The organism is Promicromonospora sp. Marseille-Q5078 (genome assembly GCF_050315395.1).
GTDB lineage: Bacteria > Actinomycetota > Actinomycetes > Actinomycetales > Cellulomonadaceae > Isoptericola.
Genome location: NZ_JBNPQG010000001.1, coordinates 1250011 through 1266844, shown reverse-complemented (window position 1 = coordinate 1266844; position 16834 = coordinate 1250011). Strand labels below are relative to the sequence as shown.

General features: G+C 74.9%; 19 protein-coding genes. 15 read left to right on the top strand and 4 right to left on the bottom strand.

What is annotated here, in order from left to right; genetic code table 11:
- Nucleotides 1-136 precede the first annotated feature (136 nt).
- Genes urtA through ACQFYA_RS05810 form a run of 12 tightly spaced genes read left to right on the top strand, consistent with a single transcriptional unit; the run spans nt 137 to nt 10822 of the window.
- The gene (urtA, locus tag ACQFYA_RS05865; RefSeq protein WP_499122166.1) at nt 137-1420 is read left to right on the top strand and encodes an urea ABC transporter substrate-binding protein; all 1284 of its coding nucleotides are present in this window, start codon (nt 137-139) and stop codon (nt 1418-1420) included.
- A 12-nt stretch (nt 1421-1432) separates the two neighbouring features.
- The gene (gene urtB / locus ACQFYA_RS05860; protein WP_499122164.1) at nt 1433-2317 is read left to right on the top strand and encodes an urea ABC transporter permease subunit UrtB; all 885 of its coding nucleotides are present in this window, start codon (nt 1433-1435) and stop codon (nt 2315-2317) included.
- Nucleotides 2314-3486, top strand: coding sequence for an urea ABC transporter permease subunit UrtC (gene urtC / locus ACQFYA_RS05855; RefSeq protein WP_499122163.1), 1173 nt, complete (start codon nt 2314-2316; stop codon nt 3484-3486). Before urtB ends, urtC begins: the two co-directional genes overlap by 4 nt.
- Nucleotides 3483-4319 carry an urea ABC transporter ATP-binding protein UrtD gene (gene urtD / locus ACQFYA_RS05850; RefSeq protein ID WP_499122162.1) on the top strand — a complete coding sequence of 279 codons (837 nt, stop codon included), beginning with the start codon at nt 3483-3485 and terminating at the stop codon, nt 4317-4319. Before urtC ends, urtD begins: the two co-directional genes overlap by 4 nt.
- Nucleotides 4320-4373: 54 nt before the next feature.
- Complete coding sequence (locus ACQFYA_RS05845; protein ID WP_499122161.1) at nt 4374-5075, top strand: ATP-binding cassette domain-containing protein; 702 nt, start codon at nt 4374-4376, stop codon at nt 5073-5075.
- 37 nt (nt 5076-5112) lie between these two features.
- Nucleotides 5113-5415: an urease subunit gamma gene (locus ACQFYA_RS05840; RefSeq protein ID WP_499122160.1), complete on the top strand. Its 303-nt coding sequence runs from the start codon at nt 5113-5115 to the stop codon at nt 5413-5415.
- Nucleotides 5416-5449: 34 nt separating this feature from the next.
- Entirely contained in the window at nt 5450-5824 is a 375-nt protein-coding gene (gene ureB, locus ACQFYA_RS05835; RefSeq protein ID WP_499122158.1) for an urease subunit beta, read from the top strand.
- The gene (locus ACQFYA_RS05830; RefSeq protein WP_499122156.1) at nt 5824-7527 is read left to right on the top strand and encodes an urease subunit alpha; all 1704 of its coding nucleotides are present in this window, start codon (nt 5824-5826) and stop codon (nt 7525-7527) included. The genes ureB and ACQFYA_RS05830 overlap by 1 nt, the downstream gene beginning before the upstream one ends.
- A 6-nt stretch (nt 7528-7533) precedes the next feature.
- Nucleotides 7534-8307 carry an urease accessory protein UreF gene (locus ACQFYA_RS05825; RefSeq protein WP_499122155.1) on the top strand — a complete coding sequence of 258 codons (774 nt, stop codon included), beginning with the start codon at nt 7534-7536 and terminating at the stop codon, nt 8305-8307.
- Nucleotides 8300-9073 (top strand): urease accessory protein UreG, encoded by a 774-nt coding sequence (gene ureG, locus ACQFYA_RS05820; RefSeq protein WP_499122154.1) that lies wholly within the window; start codon nt 8300-8302, stop codon nt 9071-9073. Before ACQFYA_RS05825 ends, ureG begins: the two co-directional genes overlap by 8 nt.
- On the top strand, nt 9051-9842 hold the full coding sequence (locus ACQFYA_RS05815; RefSeq protein ID WP_499122153.1) for an urease accessory protein UreD: 792 nt from the start codon (nt 9051-9053) through the stop codon (nt 9840-9842). The genes ureG and ACQFYA_RS05815 overlap by 23 nt, the downstream gene beginning before the upstream one ends.
- On the top strand, nt 9839-10822 hold the full coding sequence (locus ACQFYA_RS05810; RefSeq protein WP_499122151.1) for a HoxN/HupN/NixA family nickel/cobalt transporter: 984 nt from the start codon (nt 9839-9841) through the stop codon (nt 10820-10822). Before ACQFYA_RS05815 ends, ACQFYA_RS05810 begins: the two co-directional genes overlap by 4 nt.
- On the opposite strand, the gene ACQFYA_RS05805 is transcribed toward ACQFYA_RS05810, so the two are convergent.
- Complete coding sequence (locus ACQFYA_RS05805) at nt 10763-11203, bottom strand: MarR family transcriptional regulator (RefSeq protein ID WP_499122149.1); 441 nt, start codon at nt 11201-11203, stop codon at nt 10763-10765. The genes ACQFYA_RS05810 and ACQFYA_RS05805 overlap by 60 nt on opposite strands.
- Before the next feature lie 86 nt (nt 11204-11289).
- On the opposite strand from ACQFYA_RS05805, the gene ACQFYA_RS05800 reads away from it, so the two are divergent.
- The 3 genes from ACQFYA_RS05800 (at nt 11290) to ACQFYA_RS05790 (ending at nt 14488) form a co-directional block, all read left to right on the top strand.
- On the top strand, nt 11290-12345 hold the full coding sequence (locus ACQFYA_RS05800) for a substrate-binding domain-containing protein (RefSeq protein WP_499122148.1): 1056 nt from the start codon (nt 11290-11292) through the stop codon (nt 12343-12345).
- 108 nt (nt 12346-12453) lie between these two features.
- Nucleotides 12454-13077 (top strand): malonic semialdehyde reductase, encoded by a 624-nt coding sequence (locus ACQFYA_RS05795; protein WP_499122146.1) that lies wholly within the window; start codon nt 12454-12456, stop codon nt 13075-13077.
- A gap of 139 nt (nt 13078-13216) precedes the next feature.
- Nucleotides 13217-14488: a threonine/serine exporter family protein gene (locus tag ACQFYA_RS05790; protein WP_499122145.1), complete on the top strand. Its 1272-nt coding sequence runs from the start codon at nt 13217-13219 to the stop codon at nt 14486-14488.
- Between the two features lie 22 nt (nt 14489-14510).
- On the opposite strand, the gene ACQFYA_RS05785 is transcribed toward ACQFYA_RS05790, so the two are convergent.
- Genes ACQFYA_RS05785 through tsaB form a run of 3 tightly spaced genes read right to left on the bottom strand, consistent with a single transcriptional unit; the run spans nt 14511 to nt 16731 of the window.
- Complete coding sequence (locus ACQFYA_RS05785; RefSeq protein WP_499122143.1) at nt 14511-15419, bottom strand: sulfurtransferase; 909 nt, start codon at nt 15417-15419, stop codon at nt 14511-14513.
- A complete protein-coding gene (gene rimI / locus ACQFYA_RS05780; RefSeq protein ID WP_499122142.1) occupies nt 15416-16003 on the bottom strand; it encodes a ribosomal protein S18-alanine N-acetyltransferase in 588 nt (195 codons plus the stop codon). The genes ACQFYA_RS05785 and rimI overlap by 4 nt, the downstream gene beginning before the upstream one ends.
- Entirely contained in the window at nt 16000-16731 is a 732-nt protein-coding gene (tsaB, locus tag ACQFYA_RS05775; protein WP_499122141.1) for a tRNA (adenosine(37)-N6)-threonylcarbamoyltransferase complex dimerization subunit type 1 TsaB, read from the bottom strand. The genes rimI and tsaB overlap by 4 nt, the downstream gene beginning before the upstream one ends.
- Nucleotides 16732-16834 lie beyond the last annotated feature (103 nt).

Here is a 16834-nt window from a genome sequence, read left to right as displayed (position 1 = left end):
CACGATGGTGACACCGAACTCACCGCGACGACACGTCGCCGTACTTGGGTTCATCTGAACCTAGTCGGCTCCTCTCGGGCCCCGGTTTCGTCCGCACCTCATCGGGCCCTCGGGCCACGGCCACGAACGGAGCACCATGCGTCCTCGAAGCAGCACGGGCACCACGCGCACCGGCACCGCCCGACCTGTCGTCGCCTCGCTCGCCGTCCTCGCCGTCGCGGCCCTCTCCGCGTGCGGGGCCCGCGTCGACGCGGCGGGCGGCGACGCCTCCGCCTCCGCGGCCTTGGGCTGCGTCGACACGTCGGGCGACAGCGTGAAGATCGGCTTCCTCAACTCCCTGTCGGGCACGATGGCGATCTCCGAGCAGACCGTGCACGACTCGCTGCAGCTCGCGGCCGACGAGATCAACTCGGGCGGCGGCGTGCTGGGCAAGAAGCTCGACATCGTCTCCGAGGACGGCCAGTCCGAGCCCACCGTCTTCGCGGAGAAGGCCACCAAGCTCATCACCAGCGACTGCGTCGCCGCCGTGTTCGGCGGCTGGACGTCGGCGTCCCGCAAGGCGATGCTGCCCGTCTTCGAGGGGAACGACTCGCTGCTGTTCTACCCCGTGCAGTACGAGGGCCTCGAGGCGTCGCCCAACATCTTCTACACCGGCGCGACGACCAACCAGCAGATCGTGCCGGCCCTCGACTACCTCAAGGAGCAGGGCGCGAAGTCGCTCTTCCTGGTCGGCTCGGACTACGTCTTCCCCCGCACCGCGAACAAGATCATCAACGCCTACGCGAAGGCGAACGGCATGGAGGTCGTCGGCGAGGAGTACGCGCCGCTCGGCCACACCGACTTCTCCACCATCGTCAACAAGGTGAAGGCCGCCGACGCCGACGCCGTGTTCAACACGCTCAACGGCGACTCCAACGTGGCGTTCTTCAAGGAGTACAAGAACGCGGGCCTCGGGCCGGACGACATGCCCGTCCTGTCCGTGTCGATCGCCGAGGAGGAGGTGGGCGGCATCGGCGTGGACAACGTCGAGGGCCAGCTCACCGCCTGGAACTACTACGAGACCGTCGACAGCCCCGAGAACGACGCCTTCGTCAAGGCGTTCAAGGCCGAGTACGGCGACGACCGCGTGACCTCCGACCCGATGGAGGCGGCGTACACGTCCCTGTACCTGTGGAAGGCGATGGTCGAGAAGGCCGACTCCTTCGACGTCGCGGACGTCCAGGAGGCCGCGGACGGCGTCACGTTCGACGCCCCGGAGGGCACGGTCGTCGTCGACGGCGAGAACCACCACGTCTCCAAGACCGCCCTCGTGGGCAAGATCGGCGACGACGGCCTGATCCACACCGAGTGGAGCTCCGAGGAGCCGATCGAGCCCGACCCGTTCCTCGACGGCTACGACTGGGCCGAGGGCCTGTCCTGACGGGCGACTGACATGGACACCCTCCTCTCCCAGCTCTTCGCGGGCCTGAGCCTCGGCTCCGTGCTGCTGCTCGCGGCCCTGGGCCTCGCCCTGACCTTCGGTCAGATGGGCGTGATCAACATGGCCCACGGCGAGTTCATGATGGCGGGCGCCTACACGGCGTTCGTGATCCAGGGGCTCGTCGACGACCCCGGCGCGAGCCTGCTCGTGTCGCTGCCGCTCGGCTTCGTCGTCGGCGGCGCGCTCGGGCTCCTGCTCGAGGCGACGCTCATCCACCGCATGTACCGGCGGCCGCTCGACACGCTGCTCGTCACCTGGGGCGTCGCGCTGCTGCTGCAGCAGGTGGCGCGCGACGTGTTCGGCGCCCCCAACGTGGACGTGGCCGCGCCCGGCTGGCTGTCGGGCGCGGTCACGGTCGGCGGCCTCGCGCTGCCGAAGACCCGGCTGTTCATCCTCGCGCTGGCCGTCGTGTGCGTGGTCGCGCTGGCCCTCGTCATGCGGGCCACCCCGTTCGGACGCCGCATCCGGGCCGTCGTGCAGCACCGCGACCTCGCCGAGGCGTCGGGGATCTCGTCGCGGGCCACGGACCGCCTGACGTTCTTCATCGGCTCCGGCCTCGCCGGGATCGCGGGCGTCGCGCTCACCCTGCTGGGCTCGATCGGCCCGACCCTCGGCACCAGCTACATCGTCGACGCGTTCCTCGTGGTCGTCGCCGGCGGCATCGGGCAGATCAAGGGGACCGTCATCGCGGCCACCGCGCTCGGCATGCTGCAGGCCTTCTTCGAGTACTCCACCACGGCGTCCGTCGCGAAGGTGCTCGTCTTCGTCGTCATCGTCGCGTTCCTGCAGGTACGACCCCAGGGCCTGGTCTCGGTCCGGACGAGGAGCCTGGCATGACGAACAGCACGAGCACCCTCACCACCTCCGTCGCCGGGCGGCTGTCCGCGCTGACCCGGCCGGGGCGCGCCCGCGCCCTGGCCGGGTTCGGCCTGGCCGCCGTCGTGCTGCTCGCCGTCGCCCCCGTCCTGCTGAGCCCGTTCCGCCTCGGCCTGCTGGGCAAGTTCCTCTGCCTGGCCATGGTCGCCGTCGGGATCGGCCTGGCCTGGGGGCGCGGCGGCCTGCTCACCCTCGGCCAGGGCGTGTACTTCGGCCTGGGCGCCTACCTCATGGCGATGCACCTCAAGCTGGCCGACGCCGGCCCCGGCGGCGTGCCCGACTTCATGATGCTGTACGGCACCGGCGAGCTGCCGGGCTGGTGGGAGCCGCTGCGCTCGCCCGTGGCGGCGGTGGCGCTGATCGTGCTGCTGCCGGCGGCGCTCGCCGGGGTGCTGGGCTTCGCCGTCTTCACGCGGCGGGTGCGCGGGGCGTACTTCGCGATCCTGTCGCAGGCGCTCGCGGCCGCGTTCGCCATCCTGCTCGTCGGCCAGCAGCAGACGACGGGCGGCACCAACGGGCTGAACGGGTTCCGGTCGTTCTTCGGCTACGACCTCGCCGACCCCGTCAACCAGCGGATGCTGTACCTGATCGCCGCCGGGGTGCTGCTCGTCATGGTCGCCGTCGCCCGGCAGCTCATGACCTCCCGGTTCGGCGAGGTCCTGGTCGCGGTGCGCGACCAGGAGGACCGCGTGCGGTTCCTCGGCTACGACCCGGCCGTCGTCAAGACCGTCGTCTACGTGGTGGCGGCCGTGATGGCCGCCGTCGGCGGCGCGCTCTTCGTGCCGATCGTCGGCATCGTCTCCCCCGCCGACGTCGGGGTGGTGCCGTCCATCGGCTTCCTCGTCGGGGTCGCGATCGGCGGTCGCGCCACCCTGCTCGGCCCCGTCCTCGGGTCGGTCGCCGTGAGCTGGGCGCAGACCACGATGTCCGAGCAGTTCCCGTCCGGCTGGATCTACCTGCAGGCCGCCCTGTTCGTCCTCGTCGTGGCGTTCCTGCCCGGCGGCCTGGCGTCGGTCGTGACCACGCTGCGCCGCCGCCGCCGCCCGGCGCGAAAGGACAGCCCCGGGGAGGACGCCCCCGACGACGCCGTCCCCGCCGCCGACCTCGTCCCGGAAGGGAGCCGAGCATGACCACCCCCGAGATCGACCTGGCCGCGGCCGACGCGCTGCTGGGCGACGACACCGCCCGGTTCCGGCACGACTACCTCGAGGTGCGCGGGCTGCGGGTCGAGTTCGGCGGCTTCGTCGCCGTGCGCGACGTCGACCTCACCGTCACGCAGGGCGACCTGCGGTTCCTCATCGGCCCCAACGGCGCCGGCAAGACGACGCTCATCGACGCGGTGACCGGCCTGGTGCGCGCGGCGGCCGGATCGGCCCGGTTCGGCGGCACCGAGCTGCTGGGCCGCGCCACCCACAAGGTCGCGCGCGCCCGGGTGGGCCGCACGTTCCAGACGGCGAGCGTGTTCGAGGAGCTCACCGTGCTGCAGAACCTCGACATCGCCGCGGGCGCCCGCCGGGGTCCCGCCACGCTGCTGCGCCGGCGCCGGGCCACGCCCGAGGCCGTCGAGCAGGCGATGGAGACCGTCGGCCTGGCGGCCCTGCGCGACGTCCCGGCGGGAGTCCTGGCACACGGCCAGAAGCAGTGGCTCGAGATCGGGATGCTGCTGGTGCAGGACGCGCACCTGCTGCTGCTCGACGAGCCCGTCGCGGGCATGACCCAGGCGGAGCGCGAGGAGACCGGCGAGCTCCTGCGCCGGGTCGGCTCGCAGCGCGTCGTCGTGGTCGTCGAGCACGACATGGAGTTCCTGCGCTCCTACGCCGACTCGGTGACCGTCATGCACCAGGGCCGCGTCCTGGCCGAGGGGACGGTCGCCGAGGTGCAGCAGGACCCGGCCGTCGTCGAGGTCTACCTCGGCACCCCGGCCGGCACGGCCACCAGCGAGACGACGGAGGCGGGCGCATGATGCTCGGGACGACGGAGGCGGGCGCATGATGCTCGGGACGACGGGAGCGGACGCATGATGCTCGAGCTGAGCGGCGTGAGCACGGGGTACGGCCGCACGGTCGTGGTGCACGACGTCGACCTCGCCGTGGCCGACGGCGCGCTGACCGCCGTCCTCGGCCACAACGGCGCGGGCAAGACGACGCTCCTCAAGGCCGTGCTGGGCCTGCTGCCGGCGCGCGGCGGCACGGTGCGGCTCGCGGGCGAGGACGTCACCCGGTGGCCGACGCACCGCCGGGTCCGCGCCGGGATCGCGTACGTGCCGCAGGGCCAGCAGTCCTTCGGCCAGCTCACCGCGCGGGAGAACCTGCAGGTGGTCGCGGACGCCCACGGAGCCGCCGGGCGCCGGCGGACGGACGAGGCGCTCGACCTCTTCCCCGCGCTGCGCGAGCTGCTCGGCCGCCAGGCGGGCCTGCTGTCCGGGGGGCAGCGCCAGCAGCTGGCCATCGCCCGCGCTCTCGTCACCGGCCCGCGCCTGCTCGTGCTCGACGAGCCGGCCGAGGGCATCCAGCCGAACGTCGTGAGCGAGATCTACGCGGCGATCACGACGCTGACGTCCATCGGCGGGCTCTCCGCGCTGCTGGTCGAGCAGCACATCGGCTACGCCGTCGAGCACGCGGCCGAGTACGCCGTGCTCGCCTCGGGCCGCGTGACGCACCGGGGTACGGGCGGCGGCGTTTCCGCCGTCGCCGGCGCGCGCGAGGCGATGGCGCTGTGACCGACGGCGCCGTGATCCACCGACCCGAGGAGAACCCGTGCACCTGACCCCGGCCGACACCGAGAAGCTGTTGCTCGCCGTCGCGGGCATGGTGGCGCGCGACCGCCTCGAGCGCGGCGTGCGGCTCAACCACCCGGAGTCCGTCGCGCTGCTCGCCTGCTGGGTGATCGAGCGCGCGCGGGAGGGCGCCGACGTCGCGACGCTCATGCAGACCGGCCGCGAGGTGCTGACCCGCGAGCAGGTGATGGACGGCGTGCCGGAGCTGCTCACCGACGTCCAGGTCGAGGCCACGTTCCCGGACGGGCGCAAGCTCGTCACCCTGCACCACCCGATCCCCTGATCCGACCACGACCCCGACCTGACAGGAGGGCACCGTGTCCGCACACGCGTCCACCGGCCCCGGCGCCGTCCGCGTCGCCCCCGGCCGCATCGAGCTCAACGCGCGGCCCCCGCACGAGCGGCTGCGGCTCGTCGTCGAGAACACCGGGGACCGCCCGATCCAGGTGGGCTCGCACGTGCACCTGCCCGACGCGAACGCCGCGCTGCGGTTCGACCGCGCCGCCGCCCACGGGTTCCGGCTCGACGTGCCTTCCGGCACGTCGCAGCGGTTCGAGCCCGGGGTGAGCCGGGAGGTCGACCTCGTGACCGTCCGCGGGGCGCGCCGCGTGCCGGGCATCCAGCGCGGCAAGGACGACGGCGGCGCGCTCGGCGCCGTCCGGACCCAGCAGGACACGGAGCAGGAGGACTGATGGTCTGGATCGACCGCGAGCGCTACGCGGCCCTGTACGGGCCCACCGTCGGCGACCAGGTGCGCCTCGGGGACACCGACCTGTGGATCGAGGTCACCGAGGACCGGTGCGTCGGCGGCGAGGAGGCCGTCTTCGGCGGCGGCAAGTCGATCCGGGAGTCGATGGCGCAGTCCACGCGGACCCGCGCCGAGGGCGCGCCCGACACCGTGATCACGGGCGCCGTCGTCCTCGACTGGTGGGGCGTGGTGCGGGCCGACGTCGGGCTGCGCGACGGGCGCATCGTCGCCGTCGGGCGCGCGGGCAACCCCGACGTCGCCGACGGCGTGCACCCCGACCTCGTCATCGGACCGTCCACGGACGTGATCTCGGGCGAGGGCCGGATCCTCACGGCCGGCGGCTTCGACCCGCACGTGCACCTGCTGTCGCCGTCCGCGCTGCACGAGGCGCTCGCCACCGGCATCACGACGGTCGCCGGGGGCGGCACCGGCCCGTCCGAGGGGTCGAAGGCCACCACGGTGACGCCGGGCGCCTGGCACCTGCGGTCCGTGCTGCGCGCCCTCGACCACCTGCCCCTCAACGTGCTGCTGCTGGGCAAGGGGAACACCGTGAGCGCCGCGTCCCTCGAGGAGCAGGCGCTCGCCGGGGCGGCGGGCTACAAGGTGCACGAGGACTGGGGCTCCACGCCCGCGGCCCTCGACGCCGCGCTGCGGGCGGCCGACGACTGGGGCCTGCAGGTCGCGCTGCACTCCGACTCCCTCAACGAGGCCGGCTTCGTGCAGTCCACGATCGACGCGATCGACGGGCGCGGCATCCACGCCTACCACGTGGAGGGCGCGGGGGGCGGGCACGCCCCCGACATCCTCACCATCGCGAGCCTGCCGCACGTGCTGCCCGGCTCGACCAACCCGACGCTCCCCCACACGGTGAACACCGTGGCCGAGCACCTCGACATGCTCATGGTCTGCCACCACCTCAACCCGGCCGTCCCGGAGGACCTCGCGTTCGCGGAGTCGCGCATCCGAGCCACGACGATCGCCGCGGAGGACGTGCTGCACGACATGGGCGCCATCTCCATCACGTCGTCCGACGCGCAGGCGATGGGCCGCATCGGCGAGGTGATCATCCGCACCTGGCAGGTGGCGCACGTGATGAAGCACCGCCGCGGCCCCCTGTCGTCCGCCGAGCCGGCCGACAACGAGCGCGCCCGCCGGTACGTCGCGAAGTACACGATCAACCCCGCGGTCGCGCACGGCGTGGACGCGCACATCGGCTCGGTGGAGCCGGGCAAGATGGCCGACCTCGTGCTGTGGGACCCGCGGTTCTTCGGGTTCCGACCGGAGGTCGTGATCAAGGGCGGCGTCATCGCGTGGGCGGCGCTCGGCGACCCGAACGCGTCCATCCCCACCCCGCAGCCCGTGCTCCAGCGGCCGGCCTTCGGCGACGCGATCGGCGCCGACACCTCGGTGGCGTTCGTCGCGCCGGCGGCGATCGAGGACGGCCTGGCGGGCCGCCTCGGCCTGCGCCGGGACCTCGCCCCCGTGGCGTCCACGCGCGGGCTGACCAAGGCCGACATGCGGAACAACGACGCGCTGCCGGACATCGACATCCGTCCCGACACGTTCGAGATCCGGGTGGACGGCGACCTCGTGGAGCCCGCGCCCGCGGTCCGGCTGCCGCTCGCCCAGCTCTACTCGATGTTCTGAGCGCCCGTGCCCCACGACCCGACGACGACTCCCCCGCCGACGCGAGCGGCGCCCCACCCCCTGTCGGTGGCGCTGCTGCTCGCCGACGCGCGCCTGCCCGGCGGCGGGCACGCCCACTCCGCGAGCCTCGAGCCCGCCCTGCGGGGCGGCATGCCGCCGGCCGACGTGCCGGCGTGGATGGTCGGGCGGGCGACGACGGTCGGCCTCGTCGAGGCCGGCACCGCCGTCGTCGCCGCGCGGCTGCTCGCCGACGCCGCGCCGGGGGACCCGGACACCGCCGGCCGGCTCGACGGCGTCGTGCGCGCCTGGGCCGCCCGCACGCCGTCGCCCGCGCTGCGCGAGGCGTCGCGCCTGCTCGGCCGCGGCTACCTGCGCGTCGCCCGCGCGCTGTGGCCGCAGAGCGTCGCGGTGCGCGCCCTCGTGACCTACGAGGCAGCGCAGCCGGCCCGGCACGGCCCTGCGCAGCGGTCCGGCACCCTGCCGCGGGCCGTCGTCCTCGGCGCCGTCGCGGCCGCGGCCGGCCTGACGCCCGAGGACGTGGTGCGCCTCACCGTCTACGACGACGCCCAGACGGCGGCGTCGGCCCTGCTGAAGCTCGAGCCGCTGGACCCCCTCGCCCCGGCGCGGTGGGTCCTCGACGCGTGCGCCGCCGCGGAGGAGCACGTGCTCCGCGTGGCGGCGTGCGCCACCCCGGAGGACGTCCCGGCCTCCGGAGCCCCGTTGACCGAGGGCTGGGCCGAGGCCCACGCCCTCACGACCCAGAGGTTGTTCCGTGCCTGAGACCACTTACCCCGTGCACCCCGCCCGCGCCCTGCGCCTCGGCGTCGCCGGCCCCGTCGGCGTCGGCAAGTCGTCGCTCATCGCCACCGTGTGCCGCGCGCTGGCCGACGAGCTCGCGATCGGCGTCATCACCAACGACATCTACACCGACGAGGACGCGCGCTTCCTGCGCTCCGCCGGCGTGCTGGACCCCGAGCGCATCCGCGCCGTCGAGACGGGCGCCTGCCCGCACACGGCCATCCGCGACGACGTCACCGCGAACCTGCTCGCCGCCGAGGACCTCGAGCGCGACTTCTCCCCGCTCGACCTGGTGATCATCGAGTCCGGCGGGGACAACCTCACCGCGACGTTCTCCCCCGCCCTCGTCGACGCGCAGATCTTCGTGCTCGACGTCGCCGGCGGCGGCGACGTCGCCCGCAAGGGCGGGCCCGGCATCGGCCGCGCCGACCTCCTCGTCGTGAACAAGACGGACCTCGCGCCGTACGTCGGCGTGGACGTCGAGCGGATGGTCGCCGACGCGTCGGCCGCCCGGGAGGGCCGCGACGTGGTCGCGCTGTCGCGCACCGACCCGGCGTCGGTCGCGGCGCTGCGGGCCTGGCTGCTCGGCGTCCTGGACCGGTTCCGCGACGGCGTGCACGTGGCCCAGGACCCGGGCCCGATGGCGCCGCACTTCCACGCCGACGAGGGCGGGGAGGGCGTCCTGCACAGCCACGGCGACGGCGACGCGCCTCACGAGCACGCGCATGAGCACGCCCACACGCACTGACGTGCGGCTCACGCTCGTCGAGGTCGACCGCGGCGCCGTGCCCGGCGCGCCGGTGCGCGTGCGCTCGCGGGACGACCTGCTCGCCGTGCGGACCGTCGCGCGCGGCGGCACGCACGCCGAGGTGGCGCTGGTCGCGACCGGCGCCGTGCTGCTCGGCGGCGACCACGTGGCCGTCCGCGTGCACGTCGGCGACGGCTGCGCGCTCACCCTCACGGACGTCGGCGGCACGGTCGCCTACGACGGCGACGGCGTCCCGTGCCGCTGGGACGTCGAGGTCCGCCTCGGCGCCGGGAGCCGGCTCACCTGGCACGGGCTGCCGTTCGTCGTGTCCACGGGGGCCGACGTCACCCGCTCGACCGTCGCCGCGCTCGGCGCCGGCGCGCGGCTGACGCTGCGCGAGACGGTGGTCCTGGGCCGTGACGGTGAGCGCGGCGGCCGCGTGGTGCTCCGCAGCGCCGCGCACGACGACGACGGGCCGCTGCTCGTCGAGGAGGTCACCGCGGCCGGCGACCGGCCCGTGCCCGGCGTGCTCGGCGGGCGGCGCGTGATCGACACGCTCACCGAGCTGCGCGGGGGCGACGACCCCGGCGACGACCCGCTCGACCCGGCGGACGAGGCCCGCCCGCTCCCGGCCGGCGCCGACGGCGCCGTCACGCTGCGCCTGGAGCGCGGCGGCACCCTGACCCGCTGGCTCGGGTCCTCCGCTCATCTCAGCCCGCTGCACCGGTCTGACCCGGTACCGGCCGTTCCCCGTCAGGAGATCGCATGACCCGCACCGTCCTCGTCGTCGCCGCCCTGCACGTCGTGGGGATCGGCGGCCTCGCCGCCACCCTCGTGCTCGACGGGGGCGCCGGCGCCGTCACCCTCGTCATGGCGCTCACCGCGTACGGCCTCGGCCTGCGGCACGCGTTCGACGCCGACCACATCGCCACGATCGACAACACGACGCGGCGGCTCGTGCGGGAGGGGCGCGACGCCCGCGGCGTGGGCCTGTGGTTCTCGCTCGGGCACTCGACGGTGGTCGTGGGGGCCGCGCTGCTGCTCGCCGTCGGCGTGCAGGCCCTCGCGCCCGCGCTGGAGGACGAGTCCTCGCCGTGGCGCCGGTTCACCGGCGTGTGGGGGCCGGTCGTGTCCGGCACGTTCCTCCTGACCATCGCCGTGGTGAACGTGCTGATGCTGCGCCGCGCCCTGCGGGCCGCGGGCGGCGACGCCGGTCACGACCCGCACGACCACCACCAGGCCGGCGGCCCGGTCTCGTGGGCGCTGCGCCGCTTCTCGTGGGCGACCGACCGGCCGGGCCGGATGTACGGCGTGGGGCTCGTCTTCGGGCTGGGCTTCGACACGGCCACGGAGATCGGGCTGCTCGCGATGACCGCGTCGGCCGCGCTCGGGCAGGTGCCCTGGTACGCGCCCCTGCCGCTGGCCGTCCTGTTCGCCGCCGGGATGTCGCTGCTCGACTCCGTGCAGGGCTCCGCCGCGCGCCGCGCGTACGCGCAGGCGGGAACCGGCGCCGCGGGCCGGGGCCGCCTGCGCTACGACGTGCTGGTGACCGGGGTGTCGGCGGCGGCCGCGGTCGGCATCGGCGGGGTCACGCTGGTGCAGGTGGCGGCCGAGCACGTGCCGGCGCTCTCCCACGTGCCCGGCGCGTCCGTCAGCCTCGAGCCGTACGGGCTGGTGCTCGCCGGGGTGCTACTGGTGGCGTGGGTCGTCGGCCTGCTCTGGCTGCGCCAGCCGCGCGTCCAGGCCTGAGAGCACGTCCCGCCCGCGGGACGACAGGTGGACCCGGATCACGCGCCGGTCGAAGGCGTCCACCTCGCGGTAGACGAGCGCCCGCGTGACGAGGGCGTCGACGCGGCGCCCGAGCGTGGCCTTGTCGGTGACGGTGGCCGCGCGGAGCTCGGACATCGTTGCCCCCGGCCGGCGGCCGAGCGCGTCCAGGACCAGCCACTCGTCGACGGTGCAGCCGGCGTGCGCCACGACCTCGGCGGCGCGGCGCGCGGAGCGGCGGCCCGCAAGCACGGACTCGCGCAGGTCGGCAGCGGGGGTGGCCGGGAGGTCGGCGCGGAGGTCGGTGGGCACGGCCGCGCCCGGGTCCGTCGTGGTGCTCCCCGCGCGTGCTGCCGTCCGCATGCTGACCCGCCTTCCGTGGTGCTCGTACACTACCGGCCATCACAGGCCGGGGCCCGCGAACGGGTCCCTCGCGCGGACGGGACGTCATGTCGGACTTCGTCGTCGGCGTCCTGCTGCACTTCCAGGGGCCGGGAGGGATCTACGGCCCCTCGTGCCAGGCCGTCACGGAGCTCGCGGTCGCGGAGCTCAACGCCACGGGCGGCATCCTCGGGCGCCCCGTGCGCGCCGAGCTGCTCGACGCCGGGCAGCCGCTGCCGCAGCTGCGCCGCAGGCTCGGCGCCGCGCTGGACACCGGGCGGCTGCACGGGCTCACCGGGTGGCACACGTCGGCGGTGCGGCACGCCGTCGTGCCGCTGGTGCAGCGCCGCGTCCCGTACGTGTACCCGGCGGCGTACGAGGGCGCCGAGACCCGGCCGGGCCTGTACGTCACGGGCGAGGTGCCGTCGGCCCAGCTCTTCCCCGCGATCGGGCGCCTGCGGTCGGACGTGGGGGCGCGCCGGTGGTTCGTCGTCGGGGACGACTACGCCTGGCCCCGCGGCACCTACGCGGCGCTGGCGCCGCAGCTCGCCGAGCTCGGCGCCGGGTTCGCGGGCGTGCGGTTCCTCCCGGAGCAGGGGGCGAGCGCCGCGCAGCTCGCGGCCACGCTCGACGAGATCGAGCGCTCGGGGGCCGAGGGCGTGCTGCTGCTGATGGTCGGGCAGAACGGGGTGCGGTTCAACCGGATGTTCGCCCGCCGCGGGCTGCACGAGCGGGTGGTGCGCCTCAGCACGCTCATGGAGGAGAACATGCTCATGGGCAGCGGGGCGGCCGCCACCGCGAACCTGTACTCCGCGGGCGGCTGGTTCCGCAGCCTCGCGACGGGCGAGGCCCTCGACCTCGTGGGCCGGTACACCGCGCACCACGGGCTGCACGCGCCGGCGGTGGGCGCGGCGGCCGAGGCCTGCTACGAGGGGATCCTCGCGCTGCGGTCGATCGTGGAGCACGCGGGCAGCGCCGCCGTCGCCGCGACCGACCGCTCCGTCGACGGGCTCGCGTACGAGGGGCCGCGCGGGCTCGTCCGCTTCCACGGCAACCACGCCGAGCAGCGGCTGTACCTCGCGCGCGCCGACGGCTACGACTTCGAGCCGCTCACGGCCCTCTGAGCCCGCTCCGACCCGCAGTAAGGGGGCGTCGTCCCTGGTGGCGGCACTGTGGGGCACATCACGGCTCCACACGGAATCATGCGTCTGCATCAATCGGTTGAGGCAACCATGACCGAGACCCTGACGCACCCGACCACGCCCCTCGCCGTCGGCGACGACGTGGCGGACCTCCTGTTCCGCGCCGCCCGCACCACCTCCCTGTGGACCGACGAGCCCGTCACCGACGAGCAGCTCACGTCCGCCTGGGACCTCGCCAAGTTCGGGCCGACCGCGATGAACACGCTGCCGCTGCGCGTCCTCGTCGTGCGCTCCCCCGAGGCGAAGCAGCGCCTCGTGACCCACATGGGTGACGGCAACAAGCCCAAGGTCGAGGCCGCCCCGGTCTCCCTGGTGCTCGCCGCCGACCCCGCGTTCCACCAGCACCTGGACACGCTGTTCCCCGCCTACCCCGGCATCAAGGACCAGCTGGACCCGGCCGCGGACGTCCGCGAGCAGATGGCCCGCAACAACGCGCTCATCCAGGCCGGCTACCTCATCGTCGGCCTGCGCGCCGCCGGCCTCGCCGCCGGCCCGATGAACGGCATGGACTTCGCCGGCGTCGACGCCGAGTTCTTCGGCGAGTCCGGCTGGAAGTCGTTCCTCGTCATCAACGTCGGCCACGCCGAGGGTGAGGGCTCGCCCTACCCGCGCGGCCCGCGTCTGTCCTTCGACGAGGTCGCCCAGGTCCTCTGACCGACCTTCCGGCAGGGTCGTCGACCCGAGCCGGCATCGGCGGGCGTCCGGCCCCTTCCGACCGGGAGGCGGACCGGGCGCCCGTTCGTCGTCTGCGCGTGCGCGTGCCGACCGTGGGCCGCCGGGTCATCATGGGCGGGTGCCCGCACGCCCGGACGACGACGAGCTGGAGCTCATCCGCCGCTCCGGAGCCACGCTCAGGGTCGGGCGGCTCAGCCTGTCCGCAGGCACCGGGTCGTACCGCGTCAAGGCGTCGATGGCGCGCGTGGCGCACGCGCTGGGCATCGAGCGTCACCACGCGCACGTCACGTTGACCGAGATCACCACCACGTCCCACCGGGGCGCCTCCTTCCGCACCGAGGTGACCGAGGTGCGCACCGTCGGCGTGAACACCGACCGTCTCGCACGGCTCGAGCTCCTCACGCAGCGGCTCGAGGCGCAGGCCCCGGTCACGGTCGAGCAGGTCGACGCCGAGGTCGACGGCATCGCCGCGCGCGGCGCGCTCTACCCGCCCGCCCTGAACGCCCTGTGGGCGGCGCTCGCGTGTGCGGCGTTCGCGTTCCTCAACCACGGCGGCCCCGTCGAGATGCTCGGTGCCTTCGTCGGAGCCGCGCTGGGCCAGGGCCTGCGACGCGGGATGCTGCACCGGGGTGTCAACCAGTTCGGGGTGACGATGCTCGCCGGGGCCCTCGCGAGCGTGTCCTACCTCGGGATCGTGGGGGTCCTGGACGTCCTCGGGCTGACCGCGACGACGCACCAGGCCGGGTACGTCGCGGCGGCGCTGTTCCTGGTCCCCGGGTTCCCCCTGGTGACCGCGGCCCTGGACCTGGCACGCCTGGATTTCTCGGCCGGCCTCGCCCGGCTCACCTGGGGCCTGATGATCTTCGTGTCCGCGGCGTTCGCGGTCTGGACGGTGTCGGTCGTGGCGGGCCTCGGCCCGGGCGGCTCCCCTGCCCCCGCCGCGGAGTCGGGACCGCTCGCCCTGGCCCAGCTCGTCGCGTCCTTCCTCGGCGTCCTCGGGTTCGCGCTGATGTTCAACTCCCCGTGGCGCATGGCCCTGGTGGCGGCCGGCATCGCCGCGGTCCCCAACGTGGGGCGCATCTTCGCCGCCGGCAACTTGGGCTGGCCGCCCCAGATCGCCGCCGCCGTCGCCGCCTTCGCCATCGGGTTGCTGGCCGCGTTCGCGGCGCCTCGGATCAACATCCCGCGCATCACGGTGTACGTGCCCGCGGTGACGATCATGGTGCCGGGAGTCCCGGCCTACCAGGCGATCTCGTACCTCAGCGACGGGGACGTCGCCCAGGCGCTGCCCTACGGGGTCTCGGCCGCTCTCGGCGTCGTCGCGCTGGCCGTCGGCCTCGCCGTCGCGCGCATGGTCACCGACCGGGAGTGGGGCTTCGAGACGACGTGACCGCGACCACCCGCGGAGCCTGCTAAGGCTTCGCGCCGGTAGCGACCGATCGGGTCGGGTCGTTCGACCACTGCGACCACGAGCCCGGGTACAGCGCGGCCGGGATGCCCACGCAGGCGAGCGCCGCGACCTCGTGCGAGGCCGTCACGCCGGACCCGCAGTACACGCCCACGGTCAGCGTGTCGGCGTCCGCCTCGTCCGGCCCCGACGCGCTCAGCCCCAGGTCCGCGAACCGCCCGGCGAGCTCCTCGTCGTCGAGGAACGTGCCGTCGTCGCGGAGGTTCTCCGCGGTCGGCGCGCTGACGGCGCCGGGCACGTGCCCGGCCCGCGGGTCCACGGGCTCCGACTCGCCCAGGTAGCGCTCCGCGGCGCGCGCGTCCAGCAGCGTGCCCGTCTCCGCCAGCTCGGCCGCGTCGTCCGCGTCGACCACCGGCAGGTGCCCCGGGCGGACGACGAGGTCGCCCGGCCGGTGCACGACGTCGCCCACCTCGACCGCGTAGCCCGCACGCACCCAGGCGGGCAGGCCGCCGTCGAGGATGCGCACGTCGCGCACCCCGAAGTAGCGCAGCAGCCACCAGGCCCGCGCCGCGGACGTGCCGCCCACCGTGTCGTAGACGACGACGCGCGACCCCTGGCGCACGCCCCAGGCGCGCGCGCTGCGCTGGAACGACGACGCCGACGGCAGCGGGTGGCGCCCCTCGGCCGGCGACGGCTCCGCCGCCAGCTCGCTCTCCAGGTCCACGTACACGGCGTCGGGCAGGTGGCCGGTGAGGTAGCGCTCACGGCCGTCGGTCATCCCGAGCGCCCACCGCACGTCGAGCAGCAGGGGCGCGCCCTCCGCCGGGTCCGGCCCGGCGCTCAGCCGCAGGTCCGCCGCGAGCTCGGCGACGGACACCAGCACCCGCGAACGCGGCGCGACGTCGCCGCTCACGCGACGTCCCCCACCGGGGCTGCCGCGAGGTCGAGCCGCATCGTGAACGCGTCCTTGTCCTCCGGCTGGTAGTAGCGCCTGCGCAGCCCGATCCGCTCGAACCCGAACCGCTCGTACAGGGCGAGCGCGGGCTCGTTGTCCACCCGCACCTCGAGCAGCAGGGCGCTCGCCCGCAGCCGGCGCGACCGGTCGACCAGCGCCTCCAGCAGCGCCCGGCCCACGCCGTGCCGCTGGTAGTGCGGGTCCACGCCGATCGTCATGACCTGCGCGACGTCGCCGTCGAACCACAGGCCCGCGTACCCGACGACGGGCTTGGCGCCCGCGCCGTACACCGCCACGGCGTCCGGCCCGGTGGGCTCGGCGACCACGTACCACCGGCCGAGCGCGGCGAGCTCGTCGGTGAGCATGCCGTACGTCCACGCCCCGGCGCCGAAGAGCACGCGCTCGAGCTCCAGGACCCGGTCGAAGTCCGCGCTGCTCAGCGGCCGCAGGCGGCACGCCGGCGCGTACACCTGCTGCACGGTGCGCGGCAGTCCCGACGCCCCCGTCGCGGGCCGCTCCTCGGCGGGCCGGTCGGTGGTCATGCCGGGTTCCCGGTGGCCGGCACGAGCCGCGCGGGCGCGGGCTCCTGCACGTCGGGGCGGCGCAGGTACAGCGGCTCGGTGGGCAGCTCGTCGCCCGCCGCGCGCCGGGCGAGGGCGAGGCGGGCCAGGACGGCGGCGTCGGGCACGAGCGGCGCGTCCTCGTCGGCGGGCAGGTGCTCGGGGTAGAGCGCGGCGCCCTCCCCCACGACGACCAGCCGGGCGTCGGCGGGCGGGTCCGCGAGCCGGGCCGCGAGGTCGGCGGCCCGGTCCACGCCCGGGCCGGCCAGCGTCTCGACGACGGGCACCGCGTGCGGGCCCTCGTGCGCGACGACGCGGTAGTGCGCCCAGTAGACCTCCTTGCGGCGCGCGTCGGTCGCGACGAGCACCTCGTCGCCCGGCGTCAGCCCGAGGTCGGCGACCGCCTGCACGGCGACCGCGTCGATGCTCGGCACGCCGAGCACGTCGATCCCGAGGCTCAGGGCGAGCGTGCGCGCCGTGACGAGCCCGACGCGCAGGCCGGTGAACGGCGCGGGGCCGGTGCCCGCCACCACGGCGGTGAGGTCCGAGCGGTCGAGGCCGGCGTCGTCGAGCACCGCGGCCACGAGGGGGGCGAGCGACTCGGCGTGCCGGCGACGCTCGTCGGCCGAGCGGGAGGCGAGCCGGGCGCCGGTCTCGTCGACCAGGGCGACGGCGACGGCTGCGGAGGTGTCCAATGCGAGAACTGCCACGGCCCCAGCCTACGTTTCCCGCGCCGCCGCCGGGGGCCGCATCGTGCGTGCTGACTCGATCCTCATGTGGGCCGTATGAGGATCACGTCAGCACGCACGATTC

What these genes read in the sequence shown, in the direction of transcription:
- urtA (WP_499122166.1), top strand. Translation starts at nt 137, where the DNA reads ATGCGTCCTCGAAGCAGCACGGGCACCACGCGCACCGGCACCGCCCGA.
- urtB (WP_499122164.1), top strand. Translation starts at nt 1,433, where the DNA reads ATGGACACCCTCCTCTCCCAGCTCTTCGCGGGCCTGAGCCTCGGCTCC.
- urtC (WP_499122163.1), top strand. Translation starts at nt 2,314, where the DNA reads ATGACGAACAGCACGAGCACCCTCACCACCTCCGTCGCCGGGCGGCTG.
- urtD (WP_499122162.1), top strand. Translation starts at nt 3,483, where the DNA reads ATGACCACCCCCGAGATCGACCTGGCCGCGGCCGACGCGCTGCTGGGC.
- ACQFYA_RS05845 (WP_499122161.1), top strand. Translation starts at nt 4,374, where the DNA reads ATGATGCTCGAGCTGAGCGGCGTGAGCACGGGGTACGGCCGCACGGTC.
- ACQFYA_RS05830 (WP_499122156.1), top strand. Translation starts at nt 5,824, where the DNA reads ATGGTCTGGATCGACCGCGAGCGCTACGCGGCCCTGTACGGGCCCACC.
- ACQFYA_RS05815 (WP_499122153.1), top strand. Translation starts at nt 9,051, where the DNA reads ATGAGCACGCCCACACGCACTGACGTGCGGCTCACGCTCGTCGAGGTC.
- ACQFYA_RS05810 (WP_499122151.1), top strand. Translation starts at nt 9,839, where the DNA reads ATGACCCGCACCGTCCTCGTCGTCGCCGCCCTGCACGTCGTGGGGATC.
- ACQFYA_RS05805 (WP_499122149.1), bottom strand. Translation starts at nt 11,203, where the DNA reads ATGCGGACGGCAGCACGCGCGGGGAGCACCACGACGGACCCGGGCGCG.
- ACQFYA_RS05800 (WP_499122148.1), top strand. Translation starts at nt 11,290, where the DNA reads ATGTCGGACTTCGTCGTCGGCGTCCTGCTGCACTTCCAGGGGCCGGGA.
- ACQFYA_RS05795 (WP_499122146.1), top strand. Translation starts at nt 12,454, where the DNA reads ATGACCGAGACCCTGACGCACCCGACCACGCCCCTCGCCGTCGGCGAC.
- rimI (WP_499122142.1), bottom strand. Translation starts at nt 16,003, where the DNA reads ATGACCACCGACCGGCCCGCCGAGGAGCGGCCCGCGACGGGGGCGTCG.